Source organism: Mucilaginibacter puniceus (genome assembly GCF_054783175.1).
Genome location: NZ_BAAGRB010000002.1, coordinates 1,294,969 through 1,315,331 on the forward strand (window position 1 = coordinate 1,294,969; position 20,363 = coordinate 1,315,331).

The following is a 20,363-nucleotide window of genomic DNA, read 5'->3' on the forward strand; positions in this document are numbered from 1 at the left end:
TATATGGCGCTTAATTTCATCAAGCACACCTGGCAAAAGGTGGTGCTTATATCCTTAATATCCCTTGCAGCATTAATACTAATTGCGGCTTTCTTTATCAATATGTATTGGTCGCCCATTTTAGAAAGCAAGGCTAAAAAAGCCGTAACCGAAGGCACAGACGGTTTATATAAAATTGATTTTGACCATGCAGACTTGAATATTCTTAAAGGCGAAATTGTTGTTTATAATATCCACTTCAGGCCCGATACCGCGGTTTACAATCGTCAGAAAAAACAAAAAACGGCACCCAATAATTTAACCGAGTTGCGTGTAAAGCGACTGGTGCTATCGCATATACATCCATTTAAATTATATTTTAAACGGATGTTGGATATTGACCAGATAATTTTGAGCGCACCTCAGGTACGCGTTAGTTACCAGCTAAACCAGGTTAAAGATACCACTACCACTAACCTCACCCCCTGGCAAAAAATGTCCAAAACATTAAAATCGGCACATGTGGGCCACATATTATTCAATGACATTCAATTTAGGTATGATGATTATTCGGGAAAAGAGCTGGCCACATCTAACCTTAAGGATATGGACATTCGTGCCGATGACCTGTTAATAGACTCGGCTACACAAACAGATAAAACCAGGCTGTTGTACTGCAGGGACATTATAACCAATTTACGCAATTACAAAGGCCGAACTTCTGATGGATCATACACCTACACGGTAAAATCTCTTAATCTCTCAACCCGTACCTCCAGGTTAAATATGGAGGGGATGGATATTATACCCGACAAAAACTATTATGCTAAAAGCAGAAAAGACAGGTTTAATATTCATTTAGATTCATTACAACTTAATAATTTTGATTTTTTAGCCTATCATAAGTACAAAACATTCAGTGGTTCAAGCCTTATTTTGACTAATGGATCACTTAATGTGTTTAAAAATCCCAACAAGATAAAGGTATATAAAGACAAAATTAAAAGCTTCCCGCACGTTGCACTCTACAATGCCGGTGTCGAACTGAAAATTGATACCATACTTATAAAACATGTGGATGTTATTTATGGCGAACTGAACAAAAAGTCGGGCAAGACCGGAGCCATCACATTTAATAATACCAGCGGGCAATTGTTAAATGTAACCACCAACAAGATCGCGCTGCAAAAAAATAATATAAGTACCGCAGACCTAACTACCTACTTTTTGAAAAGTGGCAAACTGGATGTACACTTTAGCTTTAACTTAACAGATAAATTGGCCTCGTACAGTTACAAAGGCAAATTAGGCACCATGAATTTGCGTGACATTAATTCTGTTATTATGCCTTTGGCTATGGTGAAGGTTACTTCGGGTAATCTTAAAGAATTTACTTTTAATATTAAAGGGAACAGCAAAAGCTCAAGCGGCAGGGTACAACTTTTATATAATGACCTTAAAGTAAAGTTACTTAAAGCAGATACGGCTAAAAAAACCTTAAAACGAAATACTATAGCCAGTCTTTTTGCTAACGTATTCATAGTTAAAGATAATAATCCTGATAAACCCGGCGATGAACCGCGATTAGCCAATGTGGTTTATAAGCGGCCCATTGATTCGCCTTTTTGGGGAACCGCCTGGAAAACTTTGCTTGCCGGTATAAAACCCAATGTTGGCCTTACCGAAAAAGCAGAGCAGGCCACTGCCGAGCTATCTAAGAAAAAGCTATCCGAAAAACTTGACCGCAAAGCCAGGAAAGCCCTACGTTTAAAAAAACGCGCCGAGCGTAAAAGATTAAGGGAATTAAAAAGTGCACAAAAGGCCGCTGCAGAGGCTAAAGAAAAACAAGAATAAATAAACATTAATTATAAATTATTTAAATTAGGTGTAACGTTTTGAAATTCAATTGCGTCTTATACCAAACACCTAAAATTAATGTCATGAAAAAAGCTTTATCTACATTGTTTACAAGCCTGCTAATAACCACTATAACTTTAAATGTCTTAGCACAAACTACTCAAAATCGCCAGGTTTCTGGTTTTAGCAGCATATCCTCATCAGGTTCATTTAATGTACATATTAGAGTTGATGGCACAGAAAGCTTGAAAATTACCGGCGACGAAGACGTAATTAATGATATTGAAACTACTGTGAGTGATGGAAAGCTGAAGATCGGTACAAAGAATAAAAACTCTTGGAAGTTATTTAACAACAAAAAAATTGATATATACATCACCGCTAAAACTTTATCGGGACTTTCAAACTCAGGGTCGGGTAATATCAAGTTAGAGGGTAGCTTAACCGGAAATGCCGAACTTAAAACAAGTGGTTCAGGTAATATAACTGCTGCTGCAAACGGCAGCGACCTTCAAATAGCAGTAAGCGGGTCAGGCAGCATCACTTCATCCGTAAACACAGGTCGGTTGACTGCTGCGGTAAGTGGTTCGGGTGCACTTAACTTGTCAGGTAATGCAAAAAATGCTGATATTAAAGTAAGCGGATCAGGACATATCAGAGCCAACGACCTTAAATCTGATGCAGTAGATGCTTCAATTTCAGGCTCAGGCAATATTCATATCCTGGCAAATAAAAGCATTAATGCCCGTGTTTCAGGTTCAGGCAGATTGATTTATACAGGTAATCCTACCAATGTAAATTCAACTACATCAGGTTCGGGCAGGGTAGTTAAGGGGAAGTAGCACTTGCCTTTTCCTGCTTACCCATAGTAGATAGGATGATTTTTCCTTTTCTTACTGCAGCAACAGCTTCAAATTAACCCCAAAATTGGTAAATGCGGTAGCAAATGCTTGCGAAGTATAGGGTTTGGTAAGGTTTGAATCATAAAATATATTCAAATTGAACCGCTGGCTTATGGCATAATCAATAGACGGGCGATAAGTAATATTTTGCGCGCCTGAAGATACCTGTGCGGCACGTACTTCCGGAAGATAGATCAAGGTTTTTGTATCGCGCAGCGCAAAATCAATTTTAAAGTTGATATTATTTTTCAATATGGTATTATTAAACAAACCAAACGGAAGGCGTAAATTATTGGTTTGATAACCAAACGAAAAAATCAGCACTTTTTGAGTTTCCTGGGTAAGCTGACTGTTAAGCAGACTCAAGGTCATCATGCGCTGTGGACGATATTGCACCTCTGTTGTCATATTATTTTTAAACCTCATTTGCGCCCCTAATAAGGGTGTAAACTGCTCAACAATTGTGATTTGAGAGAATTGGTATTTGGGTAAAAAATTAGCAAAAACATCTCTTGAGGTTACTTGTCCGCCATTTTCGCGATATTGCAATAAGGTATTATAGTTACTTACAATGTATGACGAATTGTAACCATGTGTTAGTGTAACAGATTGGAAAATATCCTCAAATAAAGGCAAACGCTGTAAGCCGTTGTAAGTTATTAACCAATTTGGTATAGGAATAACCGGGAACTGGTTAAGGCTGGCACTGGCGGGATCTTTACCGGTATAAGCAGCCAGGAAAGCAGGTACCACAACATCCTGCGAATTTTCTCCATATCCATCGGCATAACCATTTGACCCCACACCACCTGAATTAGGATTTTGTTGCCCCAACCTTTGCGAGATAGCCTTGCGGTTTGCCAAAAATTGCTGGTATGGGGCCGATACATTGTCCACCCCGCTCTCACTTGAAAACGCCGTAGCTAAAGCCAAAATAGATACGCTATAGTTACCATAGGTTAATGGTGCCAGGTTTTGAAAACCTGATGCGCTATTTAAATATTTAAAGTTGGTTTGGTAGGTCCTATCCTGGAGTTTTGAAGCCGTTAATTCAATTGTCAAATCAGGAACCGGTTTGATTGTGGCCCAAACATTTACAGCCTCCTTAAGTGAAGTTGAGTACAACTGGTTTTGCAGTGTATCTGTTGATAGCCAGTTATTGGCAATAGCCTTGCCGCGTATATCAGCCTGGCTGCCCAATAAAAAACCAAAGCCCGGTGCGCTATTGCTCAGATCCTGCCCCAAAAAGTTTGACTGAGGCAAATAACCCGGCAAAAAGGTACTCTCATTACGAGTATAGGTTCCCCTTAGCGTTTTAACGCTGGTTACAACATTTAATAAAGCTTTACCTATTCCCTTTGCACCATCTGGTTTATCCAGGTTTCTAAACACGGCAAACTTGCTATACAAGCCGGACATATTTAAATTAGGCCTTAACTCTATATTACGCGCATTTTGAATTGTGTTACCCACATTTAACGCCGGATTATTGATGGCAAATTTAGCCGGGGCCTGCCAGGTAAAGTATGTTTTATACGTTGCCAACATTTGTATCCAGTTTAATACCGGCACTTTGGCAAAAGGCAAGGTATAATTTAAAGTAATGGTGTGGTTGTAATTGGTGGTACGGCCCAATCTTTTGATGTTATCCCATAAGGTATCCCTTTTTAACCCGGTTAACCGCCCGTAAGGCTCGTCTACCACCGATAGATTTGATGCATCAAAATCAACGGTCAATGATTTGGTTAAATTCCATCCCACTCCGTATAGCCTGGTGATGTTAAACATTTTGTTAAAGGTAGTAGGCACGAAAACAGGGTTATCCGGGTCGTTATTACGCAGGACGTTTTCTGAATAAAAACGATTAAAATTAATACTGAAGTTTAACCGCGACGGGGCCAGGCTAAAATTAATATCCCTTAACAAAGCCAGCGAATTGCTCTTTACAATTTTTTGTAATGGGCTTATATAACTTGGCTGGTTAGCATAGTTATAGGCCAATGCTACATTGTAGGTTTTCTCCACATTACCCTCCGTAATAAAATCGCGGTGATAATATTCACTGTAGGCGTAGGTAGCGTTAAAGTTCTCAATGTCCCATACATGATTGGGCTCAGAAGCATCAGTTTTAATTTTACGTATGTTGGTTAAGTTGATGCTTTTGCGCTTGGTAAAATCTTCTGATACATTTTTTATAGAATCGCGCTTCTGGCTCGTAGCTGCACCTGCAAGGGCATCTTTCAATAAAACATCGGGTTGAGCAGGGTTGTATTTAGGGGTACTAACCTGCTGTGATATGTTTACGTAGGCCGGTATTTGTATCCCGCTTTTTTCAGGAAAAAACTTGCCTAAATTCATATTGGCCGATATATCATAAGCCTGGTTATCATATAAACTTCTGTCTATTAATTTCGAGTCGATAGCGCCAAAGCCTGCTGTGCTTTTGCGCCCGGCTACCGTTACATCTGCAAAATCTGCCAACTTAACATTCATCGTGGCCGTGGCAGCAATGCCCCCCTGATTGTTAAAATCTGTTAGGCGCATCTCATCAAACCATACAATACCCGATTTAGCTAAACCATCATCCGTTCCAGGCAAAGCAGTGGCACTGTAGGGGTTGCGCACACCCAGCATAACCGTACGCAGGCGGCTCATATCAGGCATACCTACAACGGTTATTTTATTTCGGCCATCGGTATAAATATATGGCCTGGTAAGTGGCCACGGCATGCCCTGGTAGGTGGCATTATCACGAGCTACTTTGGCTTGGGTTAATAAGGCTAATTCGATATCCATTTGGTTGGCCTCGGGCCATATTTCATTTGGATTGGTTGTGGCCGGTGTTATCTGCAACGGCACCTCGTACTCGTAATAGTTATTTTGATAATCGGTACCCAAACGTATAAAAGCGTTCAGGTCATAATTTTTCAGGTCCACCCCTTCGGCATGTATAAACATTTGCAGGCGCTTATACTGGCGCATATCATTTGTAAAAGTTTTAAACGCGGCCCTTGAGTAACCGTCGCTCAAGTTTTTAATGTTTAATGATAATGATTGCTCATTTAATTGGCTATTCCCTTGTAAATTATTATAGTTACGCTGGCGCACAATGCCCGGGGGTACAACATAAGGTATAGGCGTACGCTTACCGTTGGCTTCAATATTTACCGTCTCTACAGTAAGCGCCGAGTTATCCAGCGGCGGGTTAACCAATGCCGGGTCGGCAATTACATTAAGCGGATTATTTTCTGAGTTATACGCTCGCCAATCGCCCCTTACCAACTGCAAGGTTGCAAAACGCAAAACCGCGGTATCGGCAAAATTGGTCATGAACATACGCATATAACGTATGGCCTTAAAATCGCGAATGCCACCAACAGCAGATTGATAACTGGTAATTGGTATACGAAATTGATACCAGGTGACAGGTTGAGTCTCGCCATTTTGCAGCTTAACCTGTGCTACTACTTTATCGTTAACAAAATTTTTGCCGACAACCAGGTCATTTGGCCGTATAGACACCTTATATTCAAAATACTGGTCGTCCTGGCTCATGGTGTTATCCCGGTCAACATCTTCTCCATCCGGCAATGATGTAGAAGCTGACGTTTGTAGCCCCAATAGTGCCTGCGATTGCTCGGCGGTTTTTGAATTGCTTTCGGGGCCGTTAAACCTGCTGTAACGCTCTAACAATCCTGCTCCCTGCTGGTCAAGGTCAGGGCCCCGGTAATACCGGTAATCATCTGATGACGGATCATTTGCTAAAGCTGCAGCTGCCTGTGGGTTCAACTGCGCGCTTGCCTGTTGCACTACCGGGGCAAACTTAGTTCTTTCCTCATCACTATTTAACCCATCTAAACCAACATCCTGCAACTGGCGTGCCGCAGGGTTGTTATCAAATGCATTTACTACCGGCTGTACTTTTGATACACGACCCCAGGCGGTATTATCAATGGTGCTAAAATCGCCGTTTACGGGTAAGCCATTCTCTAAACTTTTGCGGCCATCCTTTAAAATATCTTCTGATATACTACCCAGGTCAAAGAAAAGTTCTCCACCCTGTGAGTTTGGCTTGTTAATAAAAGGATCCATCATCCAAAACTCAATATACTGAACATTTTGTGCCTGGAAATCATTACTTGAAATGCCACGATACATACCCCCCCAGCGCGAAGTTGGGTTTAATAACGACCCGTCATTGGCAACGCCGGTAGTGGTGTAGTTGTACGGACCACGAACTGTAGGATAAAAAGCTACATCCAGCGTGGCCAAACTTAACGGCAAGCCGGTTACAGGCTGTTTAAACGGGAAAACCTCGGTTTCGGTAACCTGCCTGACATAATGGTTTGACAATTGGCTGCGTGTAAGCGGTATAGTACCCGAATTGGTATAAAATATAGGGTCGATATTATAAAAGGCTAAACGTGCGCGGTTATAGCCATAGCTTAGGTCATTAAATAACCTGGATTCGGGAAATAGCTGTGGTGTACTTGATAGCTGCCAGCCAATGGCCCCCTTAACGTCAATAAACGATTGACTGTTCTCAAAATCATCCAGGTATGATGTTCCGTTTTTTGAACCGGCATAATTTAATGCTGAGGGGTTACCTGGCAACAACTGGGCAAACTCGCCATTAAAATTAATTGATGAAGGTGCTTTTGTATTGATAAATGGTATTTTATCCACAAGGCGCGTTAACAACCGCGAAGTAGAATTATAATTACCATCAAAACCAATTATGGTATTTGATATAGACTCCATACCCGCAATTTCATTTTGCGAAATGGGTTGCTCGGTAAGGTGCAAATAAGTTGCACCTAATGATAGTTTAGGATTGGCCCTATAATCAAACCTCGTTCCGTATAATGATTTTTGCTGTATGCCAAAAAGCTCATTGCTTTCTATGCGTATACTAATAGGTTGTTGGGACGAAAGAAGCGATTGGTTGATAATATCAACTTTTCCGCCATTATAATCTACCGTATAATCTGTTCCCTCCAGCAATTTTACCGCCCCGGCGTTTACAATTACCGATCCTTGCGGAATATTTGTCGACCCAAGATCATACGAAGATGCCCCACCTGCCGCATTGTATGTGCCTTTTATTAAATATCGATTCAATAAAGGGAAAAATTGTTGTGCGACTGTTTTGGTAGAATCATATAGCTGCTGATACACGTACCTGTTTCTCAGGTCGGTTTCACCGGGTGCAAACTGCCGGGCAAGGTCTGATCCAAACGGCTCCAACACAGGGAAAGTAATACGCCCGTTTTCCGGATCAATGGTTATCCCATCTAAAAAGTCAAAATAACCATCAGGTTGCAATTCGTTTTGCGGGTTCAGGTTATCCAGGCCTGTTAACTGTAACCACAGTTTTGATTTGGTATTCTGTCCCTCCTCCATCAAGGGCTTTTCAATACCTGATTTATCATCCAAACGGGCTATACGCAATTTAAAATTTGTTGGGCTTATTTGAGATGCCTGCAGGGAGTAAATATTTTTCATCATCAGGTCCCAGGTAGGCAAACTGGTTTTTAGCAGTGTATTTTTCAACAGCTTTACATACAATAATTTTGATTCAACAGGATCGGCCGGTATATCAGTTGAAAACTCACCCACCTGATATTGCTGTCCATTATACGTATATTGATAAGCAACCGCTAATACCTCATCATTATTTAAAGGATAATTAAGTGATATATAACCCAATTGAGGGTTAAGGGTAAATTCAGTTGACTTTAACTTGCGGGCGTAGGTTAGCTTAGCATAGTTATCCGTACCGCCTGTAGTAGCAAAATATTGGCTTAATGCATTTGCCGGATCATTAGCCAAGCGTGCCGATGCTGGTAACCCTGCTAACAAGCTATTTGATTGCTGTGAAAACAACGGACTTTGAAAACCCGCGGGCAAAGCTGAATATCCCGGACCACCTTGCACCAACGTTGTATTATATGGCGCGTTCTCGCCCAGGTCAAGCAAACCTAATATATCCCTTGAATCGGCAGTTTGGTTTGCCCTGTTGGTTGTCCAAACCTCAATTTTTGTAATGTTGATATTTGAATTTTTAAGGGGCCTGTTCGCTAAAGCTTTGTTATAATTGTTTCTAAAAAATTGTGATAAAAAGTAATGTTTATTGGCCTCGTAATCGGCAGCGGTAATGTTAAAATCGCGCTGCTGCGCACCATTGGTTATATTAATTGTGCGCGATTGTGACCGTTGCTGGGTTAAAATACTGGTTACGTTTAATTTGCCGAATTTTAATACAGTTTTAATACCAAAAAGCGCCTCCGTACCTGGTATTAACGTAGTATTTAAAGGCATACTTACTGTACCCGCCTGTATAGATTGTATGATATCATCCTTATGGCCGGTATAATCTAACTTTACCTGGTTATCAAACTGAAACTGGGCATCGGTATTATAGTTGGTGGCAATTTTTAGTTTATCGCCAATCATACCGGTAACATTTAATTGTATACGCTGATCAAAATTAAAGTTGAATTGCTTACGCTGCCGTGTATTAAATAAGGGGTTTTCATTACTATTTATCTGTCCCGATATAATAGCCTCAGCAGATCCTTGTGGCCTGATATCAATGGTATTGCTGCCAAAAATGCGTTCAAAAGTTTTGCTCCGAACTTTTATCTGGGGGATAAACCCGGGCTGCTGTGAAGCAGTACTATAATTATCAGCCAGTTGCTTAAAATAATTCCGCTGTTCCTCTTTTTGCTTAAGGCTTATATATTCAGCAAATGTTAAATACTGGGGTGGGCGGTACAATAAGTTACCCACACGCTCATAAAGTATATATTTATTGGTAATAGGATCATACTCTACGGTGCGTACCAGATCAACCGGATCAGGAAATAAGATCCCCTTTCGTAAAAGTTGGTTATTTGACCCTTTATAATTTAACAATACAGGCACACTGGCCGAGTCCTTTCTTAAGGTAGTTGGACGTTGCTGTGCAAAAACAACATTGCCAGCTCCGCATAATGCCGAAATAATTACAATAGCTATAAGAGATCTACTGGTAAAAATCCCAATCACAAAGTCAATCTTAATAAATATGTAACTAACTATAAGCTTTTTAATGCCAGCTTAATTAACTCTTCCACAGTCAATATACTGCTATTTTTATTAATCTCTTGCTCCAGTACTTTTTCGGCAGCATTACGGGCAAAACCCAACATCATTAATGCAGATAAAGCTTCGTCTTTAATCGTTTTATTTAACGGTGCAGCCGTTAATGCCCCCGGGCCTTCTTTGCGTAGTTTATCCTGCAACTCCAATATTATGCGCTGTGCAGATTTTGGGCCGATACCCTTTATACGTTGTATTAAAGGCACATTACCATTGATAATTGCATTTTGAATTTCATCAGGTGTAATAGATGATAGCATCATGCGCCCGGTATTGGGCCCTATGCCTGATATAGATATCAGGTGCAAAAACAGCCGACGCTCACCTTCATCGGCAAAGCCGTATAAAGTATGGCCATCCTCTTTTACATGCAACCAGGTAAATAGTTTACAACGCTCGCCATCGCCCAAAAAAGAATAAGTATGTAACGATATATTGATATGATAACCTACTCCGCCGGCGTCAATTACCACATAAGCAGGGCATTTAAAAACTAATTTACCATCAATATACGCGTACATAAAGTATCTTCAAATCAATTGATTATGCTGTTTTAAGTGTTATCCTTCTTTTTCCTGTGCATCTGCTACCGCAATGGTAACCATGTTTACTATCTCTCTAACCGAGCTACCCAACTGCAATACGTGTACAGATTTTTTTAGTCCCAGCAAAATGGGTCCTACCGCTTCTGCTCCGCCTATTTCCTGTAACAATTTGTAAGCAATATTTCCTGCTTCCAAAGTTGGGAATATCAACGTATTTGCCGCTTGTCCTTTCAATGTAGAGAAAGGATAATTATCCTGAAGCAAGCGCGAGTTTAAAGCAAAATTTGCCTGCAATTCGCCATCAACTATCATATCCGGATATTTTTCATGGAGTATGCGCACCGCCTCACGGGTTTTTTCGGGAATAATACCTTCATTTGAACCGAAGTTGGAATAAGCCAGCATAGCTATACGCGGAGTGATATTAAATTTCTTCACCGCTTTTTCAATCAGCACAGTAATATCTACCAAATCATCAACACATGGATTAACGTTTACCGTAGTATCTCCAAAAAACACCGGACCTTTTGGCGTTATCATTAAATACATACCTGCTATACGGTTAACACCGGCTTCGGTACCAATAATTTGCAATGCCGGTTTAAGTGTAGCCGCATAGTTTTTACTTAAGCCGGATATAAATGCATCAGCTTCACCAAACTGCACCATACATGAACCATAATAATTATTATCGTTCATTAACTTACGTGCCTCATATAAAGTTATGCCTCTGCGCTGTCGCTTTTTAAACAAATAGTTTGCGTACTTCTCTGTATTTTCTGTACCTAAATGCGGATCGATTATCTGTACATCATCCAGATCTAATTCATTCTCGTTGATGATCTCTTTTATCTTCTCTACATCGCCCAATAGTATTGGGGTGGCAATACATTCGTCCTTTACAATTTGAGCAGAGCGTAATATCTTATAGTTATCCGCATCGGCAAAAACCACGCGTTTAGGTTTTTGCTTAGCCTTATTGGTAATATTACGCAACATCTTATCATTTGACCCAATACGCAGCCTTAATTCTTCTGCATAAGCGTCCCAGTCAGTTATGATCTTACGCGCAACACCCGATGCTATAGCCGCTTTAGCAACGGCCAATGAAACCTCGGTAATTAAACGCTGATCCATCGGCTTCGGGATAATATATTCCCGGCCAAACTTCAGGTTTTTAGTATTATAAGCCAGGTTAACTGATTCTGGCACCGGCAATTTAGCTATCTGGGCAATGGCATGTACAGCCGCTATTTTCATTTCCTCGTTAATAGCGGTAGCACGCACATCAAGCGCACCTCTGAATATGTATGGGAAGCCCAGCACGTTATTTACCTGGTTAGGATAATCAGACCTTCCTGATGCCATTATAATGTCTTTACGGGCAGCAATAGCCAGCTCATAAGCAATCTCAGGATCAGGGTTGGCCATGGCAAACACAATTGGGTTTTTAGCCATCCCTTTTAACATTTCGGGCGTAACCACGTTACCTGCCGAAAGGCCAATTAAAACATCGGCATTTTTTAAAGCGCTGGTAAGGCCGGTAATATCTTTACGTGTGGTAGCAAATTGTTGCCGCATTTCGTCCAGATCGGTACGTGAGGTATGTAATAGACCGTTAACATCAAACATCACCAGGTTCTCCTTTTTAACCCCTAATGACAAGTACATTTTTGTACAGGAAACAGCGGCCGCGCCTGCACCATTTACCACAACCTTAATTTTCTCCAGCTTTTTACCTTGTATGGCACAGGCATTTAATAATGCCGCGCCTGATATAATAGCCGTACCATGCTGATCATCGTGCATTACGGGTATTTTCATCTCGGCTTTTAAGCGGCGTTCTATCTCAAAACAGGTAGGTGCAGATATATCTTCCAGGTTTATACCGCCAAAAGTTGGCTCCAGTGCTTTAACAATATTTACAAACTCGTCAACTGTTTGTGCATTAACTTCAAGGTCAAACACATCAATATCCGCGTAAATTTTAAACAACAAGCCCTTACCTTCCATTACCGGCTTACTTGCCTCGGGACCAATATTTCCCAATCCTAATACGGCTGTTCCGTTACTTATAACGGCCACCAGGTTACCTTTTGCGGTGTATTTATACACATCGTCTACGTTTTCGGCTATACGTAAACATGGTTCGGCAACACCAGGCGAGTAGGCCATAGTTAGGTCGCGTTGAGAATTAGTGGGCTTAGTAGGTACTACTTGTATTTTTCCGGGACGGCCTTTTGAGTGATAATTTAAAGCGTCCTGCTTACGATTTGGCTTATTCATGGTTTGTAATAAAAGCCCAAAGTTAACTTTTTTGAGCCGCTATATGGTATAAATAAAAAAACCCGGTTTGAATTTAAGAACCGGGTTACTGAGAGTTTTATCCCCGACTTATTTTAAGGGTCATTCCGGGCTCTATGCGATCCTGTTTTAACCCATTTAAAGCCTTTATATTTTCAACGGATATACCTTCAAATTTATTGGCAATTACATTAAGCGTATCGCCGGCTTTAACAGTATAAGTCACAACTTTTAAGATCTGTTTAGGTGCATCTGTTGGTTGCATTACCATTTGATGAGTATCATTTAGCCATAGTTTTTTGCCTACAATAGCTTTACCGGTACGCAAATTATTCCAATCTTTCAGGTCCTGCAGTTCAACCCCATACTTGTCGGCTATATAAGCCAGGCTTTCGCCTTTTTTAACAATATGCGAATCTGGCATGCGTCTTACTGCTATTTCTTTACTGGCTGAATAAGCAACAGGAACGGGTTGTGGTTGTGCTGCAACAATTACCTCCTCACCATTTAACACCCCATATAATGCAGCAAAATTTTCATTAGCAGTAACCGGTATAACTAATCTGCGCGGAGCCGTAGCGGTTCCATTGACAATCTGTTTTTTATAAGCAGGATTTAAAATTGCTAATTGCTGCAGATCAACATTAATAGCCTTAGCTACATTACTTAATGAAACATGCCTGTTTACTAAAACAGTATCTGTACGCAAATAAAAATTTGCAGGTTGCTGTTGAATAATATCATGCTTGTTAGCATAATTCATCACATAAGCCACGCCAATAAATGCAGGCACATAGTTTCTTGTTTCTGTTGGCAGATATTGACGCACATCCCAAAAATCAAGTGAATTTGCTTTGGCTACCGCACGTTCCACGCTACTTTTGCCACAGTTGTATGATGCTATAGCCAGCAACCAGTCGCCAAACATCATATAGGCATCTTTTAAATAAGCTGCGGCAGCATAGCTGGCCTGTACCGGATCGCGGCGGTCGTCAACATAGCTATCCATGTTTAAACCATACAATTTGGCAGTGGCAGCCATAAATTGCCATGGGCCCGTCGCGCCTACTCGTGATACAGCTGTTGGGTCGAGTTTCGACTCGACTATTGATAAATATTTTATTTCCTCGGGGATACCTGCCTCACGAAAAGCCTTTTCATATATAGGGAAATAATATTGCGATAGGCCCAAAACCCGGCCCATTTCATCCTTATGACGGCTATAAGTATCTATATAGGTTTGTACAAATTCGTTATAATCCAGCTGTACATCTTTTTGTATAGAATCTAAACGAAGTTTAAATATATTGTTTGGATAATAACCGGGTACCGCAGCCTGGCGGAGGGTATCATCATATTTTGCAGGGGTGGTTTTTCTATTTACAGGAGCTGAAAGAGGTGAAGCTGCCTGGGCTATGTTTATTAATATTATGCAAATAGTAAAAGTAAAAAGTTTCTTCATTCGTTTAATTAAGGGCTTATTACGGATAATAAAGTCAGAAGTTTTACTAAAATATTAATTTTTTATAGTTGAAGGAAATATTTTGCAAAATTTAACAATTCCTGTTCGCCAAATTGCTTCGTCATCAACTGCAAACCTAACGGCAATCCGTTACTATTATTGCCTGCTGGTAATGATATTGCAGGTACACCCGCTAAAGATGCTTGTACGGTAAAAATATCGGCCAGATAACCTACAACAGGGTCATTTTCAACTCTACCGATCTCTGAAGCAGGCTCAGGGGCCGATGGAACGAGTATAAAATCATACTCCTCTAATATACTTTCTGTTTTTTCTCGGATAAGTCTGCGCACCTTTTGTGCCTTTGCATAATAAGCATCGTAATAACCGGCACTCAATACAAATGTACCCAGCATGATGCGGCGTTTTACCTCTTTACCAAACCCTTCTGAACGTGATTTTTTATAGGTACTTAGCAGGTCAGTAGCTGCAGCACTGCGGTAACCATAATGCACACCATCATAACGTGCCAGGTTTGATGAGGCTTCTGCAGTTACTAAGATATAATAAGCCGGCACTAAATACTCCAGATGATCAAATGCAATTGGGGTAACTGTATGCCCATCGGCACGTAGTTTTTCAATATATTGGGTTAGGGTAGCTTTTATCTCGGCATCAACACCCGGGCTTGTTAAAGCTTCCTGCAAATAAGCTATTTTCTTTTTACCTGTGGTTTGTTGCAAGTTAACGCTATAATTTTCAACCGGCTTTTGCGATAAGGTACTGTCGTACTCATCGGCACCCGCCATAACCTCAAGTAGCAAAGCCGCATCTTCAACCGAACGTGTAATAGGTCCAACCTGGTCAAATGATGACGCATAGGCAATAATGCCATGTCTTGAAATGCGGCCATAAGTTGGCTTTAATCCAAGCAAGCCACAAAACGATGCGGGTTGCCTTACTGAACCGCCCGTATCTGTACCGATAGCCGCATGACACATATTAGCCTGCACCGCTACTGCCGAACCACCTGATGAACCACCTGAAACTTTATCAGTATCGGCATAGTTTTTTACCGGGCCATAGTATGATGACTCATTAGTAGCACCCATAGCAAATTCATCGCAATTGCAACGGCCTATAATAATGGCATCTTCGGCCAACAAACGTTCAACTATGGTTGATGAATAGATGGATGTGAAACCATCCAGAATTTTTGAGGATGCGCTTGCTTTATGCCCCTTGTAACAAATATTATCCTTTATTGCGATAACCATACCTGCCAGTTTACCAGCAGTGCCTTGCTTAAGGCTATTATCCAGTTGGGCAGCACGGGTTAATGCTTCATCAGCAAATACTTCATTAAAAGCATTTAAATGAGCGTTTAACTTAATTTGATCAAGATAGTTTTTTACCAGTTCTACAACGGTAATGTTCCCGCTTTGCAACTCACTCTTTATTTCATTTAAAGAGGAATAAAATTTAGCCATGGGCCTAAAATAAAAACTTATCTATTGAAACTATAAATAAATTCAACAGATAAGTATATAAGTAAACAAGCTATAAATTCAAGATAAAATATAATCCAATAAAAGGATTAAACTTTTGATTTATCTTCTGTATTTGTGTTTGCCGTATTTGAAGGATCGACGCCGTTTTGACCGTCTTTAAACTCTTTTACGCCTTTGCCTAAACCTCTCATCAGTTCAGGAATTTTTTTACCGCCGAATAAAAGCAATATTATTATGGCGATGATAATAATTTCTGGTGCACCTAATCCCATGATTTCTATGTTTTAAATAATTTTTATAAATTATGATTTATTTGGTTCGTTTTCATTTGGTGTAGATACGTTAGTATCTTCTTCCTGGTTTTCACCGCTTCTTAAAGCGTAATAGTCAACAGGCTGTTCTTCATCTAACTGGTCTGTTGCAGTGACGTGGCTTTGACTGGCCGGAATAGTATTAGCTACCCCTGTATGTTGATGTACATCATCAAAATTACCGTCTTCATAATTATATTCCTGATGATTATAATCACTTACCACGGGTTGTTGCGCATCTGTTGGAGCAGCTTTTTCCTCTGTTTTACTTTTAGCCTCAAAATTATCTATCTGGCTGGTAATTTCACGTTTAACACCTTCCGACGCGTCTTTAAAATCACGTATTCCTTTACCCAGCCCACGTGCTAATTCAGGCAGCTTCTCGCCTCCAAATAACAGCAATGCAACAAACACAATAATTACAACTTCCTGCGCGCCAATATCCAAAAATAAAAGAGTTGAACTAAACATGCTTTAATATTAAGGTTACAAATATAGGCAAATTATATATTACAAAGTTTATTTATCTGGAGCCAACCATATGCTTGGGTTAACAGCAGTGGTACCTTTACTTAAAGAGAAAATAATGCTGGTATCGCCAGATATTTCATCAACAGCAGCAATACCTACACTTTGCTTGGTACTTACCTTTTGACCAACAGACACACTGGTTGATCTTAAGTTATAATAAGAAGTAAAATATTCTCCATGCTTTATAACAACCACATAGGCTCCACCCATATCTGTCACCAGCGTTACTTCACCTGAAAACACAGCCCTTACAGCTGCGCCAGGGTTCGTTTTTATTTCTAAGCCGTTGTTGTCCATTCTTATCCCTTCGATAAAATAGGCTCCAAATCCATGTAAAACTTCACCATTGGCAACGGGCCATGGCAATTGCCCTTTATTACTTAAAAAATCGCTTGAAAGCTTGGCTGCTTCAGGCGTGGCATTTAATATCTCGCTGGTGGTACGTTTTGATACAGGCTTAGCTGCGGGTTCTTTACTGCCTGATTTTGCTCTCGCCGCTGCTGCTAATCGCTCCTGCTCTTCAGCTTTACGCCTTTCTTCTTCAACCTCACGCCGTATTGCGTCGTTAACAGCTTTGTTTACCCTGGATAAACGCACCTGTGCTTCTTTTTGTCGTTTTTGTAATAACCCCGCGGCTCTGGTTAGCTTTTCAACTGTTTTTAACTCGCCGTTTCTTTCCTTACCCAGCTTTTCTTTTTCCTTTTGCTGGTCAACTAACAGGCTATGCTTTTCTTCCTTGGTTTTACCCAGTTGTACAATTTTACCATTTAATTCCTTTTTTGTGCTTTCAATATAACCGGCCTGGCGCTCACGATAGGTGGCAAATTGCTGTAAGTATTTTAAACGTTTATAGGCCTGGTTAAAATCTTCAGCCGCAAAAATAAACATCAGTTTGTTGTAGGCACTTTGATTATGGTAAGCAAACAACACCATACCCGCGTATTCCTTTTTAAGCTGATCAAGCTGGCTTTGCAGGCTACGTACGGTACCGGTATTTTCAGATATCTGGTTATCTAAATTCCTAACCTCAGTATTTATGATTTTTATCTTTTCTTCCCTTGCACTTATCTTACGTTTTATCAGATTTAACTGCTTAAGAGTAACATTTTTATTATTTTGTACATCCTGTAATTCACGATTAAGCTTCTGTAACTCCTCATTAATGCGTTCGCGCTGGCGTTTAAGCTCGGCACTGCTTTGAGCGTGTACATTAACGGCTGTAAAAACGCATACAATAAGTAATACTATCTTTAAAAATCTCATTGTTTCAAAAGTATTAATTTTAATCGGCAGGCTTATAACTTTCAGGAATACTGAAAGGATATTCTAACTGCTGGTCAAAATCAACCCGGGTATACTGCAAATTAACTTGTATTTTTTTACTTTTTATAGCCGATTGAATATCAATTTGCGATGGAACAATTTTGTTACCTGATTGTGTAAAATCTTTATTGGTTACCTGTAGGGTTTGTTCTTCGGCGGGGTTTGATAAATTAAGCTGTGTTACCCGCTTGCCCGGCCCTAACAATAATTTATAAATTACTTCTTGCAAATTACCCGAGAGTGTGGTGTTATCATTATTAGTTTGCAGGTTAGTACTTTTATCATTTAATATTTCTGGCAGGGCATTACCTACTAATAATGATTCAAGCGTTTTATAATTAAACTGTTTGCCGCCATAAGTATGTATAAAGCTAAATGGCTTTTTAACATACAATCCCTGAATTTTATTAAGCAATATAATACTATCAGGCGTTATCAAGGCCCTTGCTCCTTCAACATCTAAGAATAAAACCGTTTTAACAACAGATACCCATATTTTCCTATCGCGGGCAATACGAATATTCAAAGTAACATCACTATTATCGCCGTCAATATCCAAAGTACCATTTGCTTTTGCCGAAAAGGTATTAAAATTAAGCTGCTGGGCTTTTATAACATCAATGGGGTTAACCGTTTTGTCGGTAACGGGTGGTGCTACTACAGGTGGTGGGGTTACTACAATTTGCTTACGTGCCTTACAACTCACTATTACCAAAAGGCACAGGGCTATCGCTATTTTATTCAATATATTTCTTTTCATTTATCTTCCTGTCAAGCACGGGTGATGTGCTGCCATATTCTTTTGCTTTTTTCCAGTTACTTACAGCAGCATCCACATTACCTGTGTGAAACAAAATATCGCCATAATGCTCAGTTTGCACCGCGCTTTTAGCTGTATTATCGGCTAAAGCTTTTTCTATCCATTGTTTAGCCTCGGCGTATTTTTTCTGTTTAAACAATATCCATGCATAAGTATCCTCAAACGAAGCGTTTTTAGGTTGTAATTCATTAGCTCGTTTAGCGTAACCTGCTGCCTTATCCAACAGCTCATTACGCACACTTAAATAATAAGCATAATTGTTTAACGTAAATACGTTGTCCGGATTATAGCTGAGCGATTTCTCATAAGATTCATCAGAACTTTTGTTGTTCTTCATTTCGTGATAAACATCCCCAAGCGAAGAATAGGCTAATGAAAGCATTTCCTTATCCTCAAACTCCAATGCGGTAGCATTTTTTAAATAGCTTAAAGCTTTGCTATATTGCTTTTTTTGCAGCCAGGCAACACCAACCAAATAATTCATCCCTGCCTGGTTTGGAAAAAAAGACAATGTCTCTTCACCATCCCTTATTACATTATCAATTTCATTATTACTTAATTGCAGCCTCACCATTTGCTCGCGTACCTCGTATTGCTGGTTATCAATACCCAATGATTTTTGGTAAGAAGTTAATGCTTCGGTTGATTTGCCATTTTGCAAAAGCATATCGCCATAAAGCGCATTTGCACGCGCATCTTTAGGATGGGTAGCTACAATAATTTTACTTAACTCCAGCGCGCTTGCTTTGGCGTTAGGGTCAGGAAATTTGGGGAAATAGCCGGTTACTATCCTTATTTTTTGGTTAACATCTAACTCGGGTATGGCAAATGCCAGTGACAGTTCATTAAAACTGGCATCCTTATTATTTTTATCCCGGTAAATTTCGGCCAGGGCCAAATGTACCATACCATTATTGGGGTCTACCTTTTTTGCCCGCTCCAAAACTTTTAAGGCATCGTCAGCTTTTCCTGTAGAATTATAAATTTCGGCCAGCAGTAAATAATAGCGTATCTGGTTGGGTTCGGCCAGTATCTTCTTTTCCAGGTCGTCTCCTGCCAGGTTAACTTTACCCTGTTTTAAAAATATTTTTTGCCTGTTTATGGTTAACTCATCCGTTGATCCGGTAATTTTTTCTAACCTATCATAAAGTTTTAAAGCGTCATCATACCGCTGCTGTATGTAATAAGCATTGCCTAAATCAAAATAATTGTCCGGCTTATCCGGATTTATCCTAATCAATTCGGTAAATACTTTCTCCAGCTTAGCAACATCATTGGTTTTTTCATAGCTATCTGCCAATGAGCGCCAATACCATTCGTTATCGGGTTTAACAGTTACTGCTTTTTCTAATAACTCCTGTGCATCTTCATATTTCTTCTGCTCTTTTCTAAGATTGGCCAATTCATACAGTGAAGCATCGTTTTTAGGATCCATCTGCAAAATACGGCTAAGCAGGTCAGATGCTTCCTGTGGCTTATCGCGGGTTTTCTCCACCAAAGCCGATAAAAAAAGCTGCTCAACCATAGCGGTATCAACTTCGCCTGGTGCAAGGGTGGTTACGGGGCGCATCACGCCCGGCACTTGTGCAAAGCCGCTTTTCATAAAAAAACAAAGCCCCAATAGCATGAAACTTTGCTTCATCACTTTAAACGGAGGTACAATATTTTTTACGGT

12 protein-coding genes are annotated in these 20,363 nt (G+C 40.1%); 2 read left to right on the forward strand and 10 right to left on the reverse strand.

The window, feature by feature from the left end:
* Window positions 1-3: 3 nt before the first annotated feature.
* Window positions 4-1,833, forward strand: a complete 1,830-nt coding sequence (locus ACYVJ6_RS12805; protein WP_460694462.1) for a hypothetical protein — start codon at window positions 4-6, stop codon at window positions 1,831-1,833.
* Between the two features lie 86 nt (window positions 1,834-1,919).
* Window positions 1,920-2,678, forward strand: a complete 759-nt coding sequence (locus tag ACYVJ6_RS12810) for a head GIN domain-containing protein (RefSeq protein WP_460694463.1) — start codon at window positions 1,920-1,922, stop codon at window positions 2,676-2,678.
* A gap of 51 nt (window positions 2,679-2,729) precedes the next feature.
* Here the strand turns inward: ACYVJ6_RS12810 and sov are convergent, their stop codons facing one another.
* The 10 genes from sov to ACYVJ6_RS12860 all read right to left on the reverse strand — a co-directional run bounded on the left by sov (window position 2,730) and on the right by ACYVJ6_RS12860 (window position 20,330).
* A complete protein-coding gene (gene sov / locus ACYVJ6_RS12815) occupies window positions 2,730-9,788 on the reverse strand; it encodes a T9SS outer membrane translocon Sov/SprA (RefSeq protein ID WP_460694464.1) in 7,059 nt (2,352 codons plus the stop codon).
* Between the two features lie 29 nt (window positions 9,789-9,817).
* On the reverse strand, window positions 9,818-10,402 hold the full coding sequence (gene ruvA / locus ACYVJ6_RS12820; protein ID WP_460694465.1) for a Holliday junction branch migration protein RuvA: 585 nt from the start codon (window positions 10,400-10,402) through the stop codon (window positions 9,818-9,820).
* Window positions 10,403-10,441: 39 nt separating this feature from the next.
* On the reverse strand, window positions 10,442-12,712 hold the full coding sequence (locus ACYVJ6_RS12825; RefSeq protein ID WP_460694466.1) for an NADP-dependent malic enzyme: 2,271 nt from the start codon (window positions 12,710-12,712) through the stop codon (window positions 10,442-10,444).
* Window positions 12,713-12,809: 97 nt separating this feature from the next.
* Complete coding sequence (locus ACYVJ6_RS12830; RefSeq protein ID WP_460694467.1) at window positions 12,810-14,192, reverse strand: lytic transglycosylase domain-containing protein; 1,383 nt, start codon at window positions 14,190-14,192, stop codon at window positions 12,810-12,812.
* A gap of 62 nt (window positions 14,193-14,254) precedes the next feature.
* Window positions 14,255-15,682, reverse strand: a complete 1,428-nt coding sequence (gene gatA / locus ACYVJ6_RS12835) for an Asp-tRNA(Asn)/Glu-tRNA(Gln) amidotransferase subunit GatA (RefSeq protein WP_460694468.1) — start codon at window positions 15,680-15,682, stop codon at window positions 14,255-14,257.
* 107 nt (window positions 15,683-15,789) lie between these two features.
* Window positions 15,790-15,975, reverse strand: coding sequence for a Sec-independent protein translocase subunit TatA/TatB (locus tag ACYVJ6_RS12840; protein ID WP_460694469.1), 186 nt, complete (start codon window positions 15,973-15,975; stop codon window positions 15,790-15,792).
* A 30-nt stretch (window positions 15,976-16,005) separates the two neighbouring features.
* The gene (locus ACYVJ6_RS12845; protein WP_460694470.1) at window positions 16,006-16,485 is read right to left on the reverse strand and encodes a Sec-independent protein translocase subunit TatA/TatB; all 480 of its coding nucleotides are present in this window, start codon (window positions 16,483-16,485) and stop codon (window positions 16,006-16,008) included.
* A gap of 48 nt (window positions 16,486-16,533) precedes the next feature.
* Window positions 16,534-17,808 (reverse strand): murein hydrolase activator EnvC family protein, encoded by a 1,275-nt coding sequence (locus ACYVJ6_RS12850; protein WP_460694471.1) that lies wholly within the window; start codon window positions 17,806-17,808, stop codon window positions 16,534-16,536.
* Window positions 17,809-17,827: 19 nt separating this feature from the next.
* Window positions 17,828-18,628, reverse strand: coding sequence for a DUF4292 domain-containing protein (locus ACYVJ6_RS12855; protein WP_460694472.1), 801 nt, complete (start codon window positions 18,626-18,628; stop codon window positions 17,828-17,830).
* Window positions 18,606-20,330 carry a tetratricopeptide repeat protein gene (locus ACYVJ6_RS12860; RefSeq protein WP_460694473.1) on the reverse strand — a complete coding sequence of 575 codons (1,725 nt, stop codon included), beginning with the start codon at window positions 20,328-20,330 and terminating at the stop codon, window positions 18,606-18,608. Before ACYVJ6_RS12860 ends, ACYVJ6_RS12855 begins: the two co-directional genes overlap by 23 nt.
* Between the last annotated feature and the right edge of the window lie 33 nt (window positions 20,331-20,363).

Excerpts from the sequence above, each read along its gene's own strand:
- ACYVJ6_RS12805 (WP_460694462.1), top strand. The coding sequence starts at position 4 with ATGGCGCTTAATTTCATCAAGCACACCTGGCAAAAGGTGGTGCTTATA.
- ACYVJ6_RS12810 (WP_460694463.1), top strand. The coding sequence starts at position 1,920 with ATGAAAAAAGCTTTATCTACATTGTTTACAAGCCTGCTAATAACCACT.
- ruvA (WP_460694465.1), bottom strand. The coding sequence starts at position 10,402 with ATGTACGCGTATATTGATGGTAAATTAGTTTTTAAATGCCCTGCTTAT.
- ACYVJ6_RS12825 (WP_460694466.1), bottom strand. The coding sequence starts at position 12,712 with ATGAATAAGCCAAATCGTAAGCAGGACGCTTTAAATTATCACTCAAAA.
- ACYVJ6_RS12830 (WP_460694467.1), bottom strand. The coding sequence starts at position 14,192 with ATGAAGAAACTTTTTACTTTTACTATTTGCATAATATTAATAAACATA.
- gatA (WP_460694468.1), bottom strand. The coding sequence starts at position 15,682 with ATGGCTAAATTTTATTCCTCTTTAAATGAAATAAAGAGTGAGTTGCAA.
- ACYVJ6_RS12840 (WP_460694469.1), bottom strand. The coding sequence starts at position 15,975 with ATGGGATTAGGTGCACCAGAAATTATTATCATCGCCATAATAATATTG.
- ACYVJ6_RS12845 (WP_460694470.1), bottom strand. The coding sequence starts at position 16,485 with ATGTTTAGTTCAACTCTTTTATTTTTGGATATTGGCGCGCAGGAAGTT.
- ACYVJ6_RS12850 (WP_460694471.1), bottom strand. The coding sequence starts at position 17,808 with ATGAGATTTTTAAAGATAGTATTACTTATTGTATGCGTTTTTACAGCC.
- ACYVJ6_RS12855 (WP_460694472.1), bottom strand. The coding sequence starts at position 18,628 with ATGAAAAGAAATATATTGAATAAAATAGCGATAGCCCTGTGCCTTTTG.
- ACYVJ6_RS12860 (WP_460694473.1), bottom strand. The coding sequence starts at position 20,330 with ATGAAGCAAAGTTTCATGCTATTGGGGCTTTGTTTTTTTATGAAAAGC.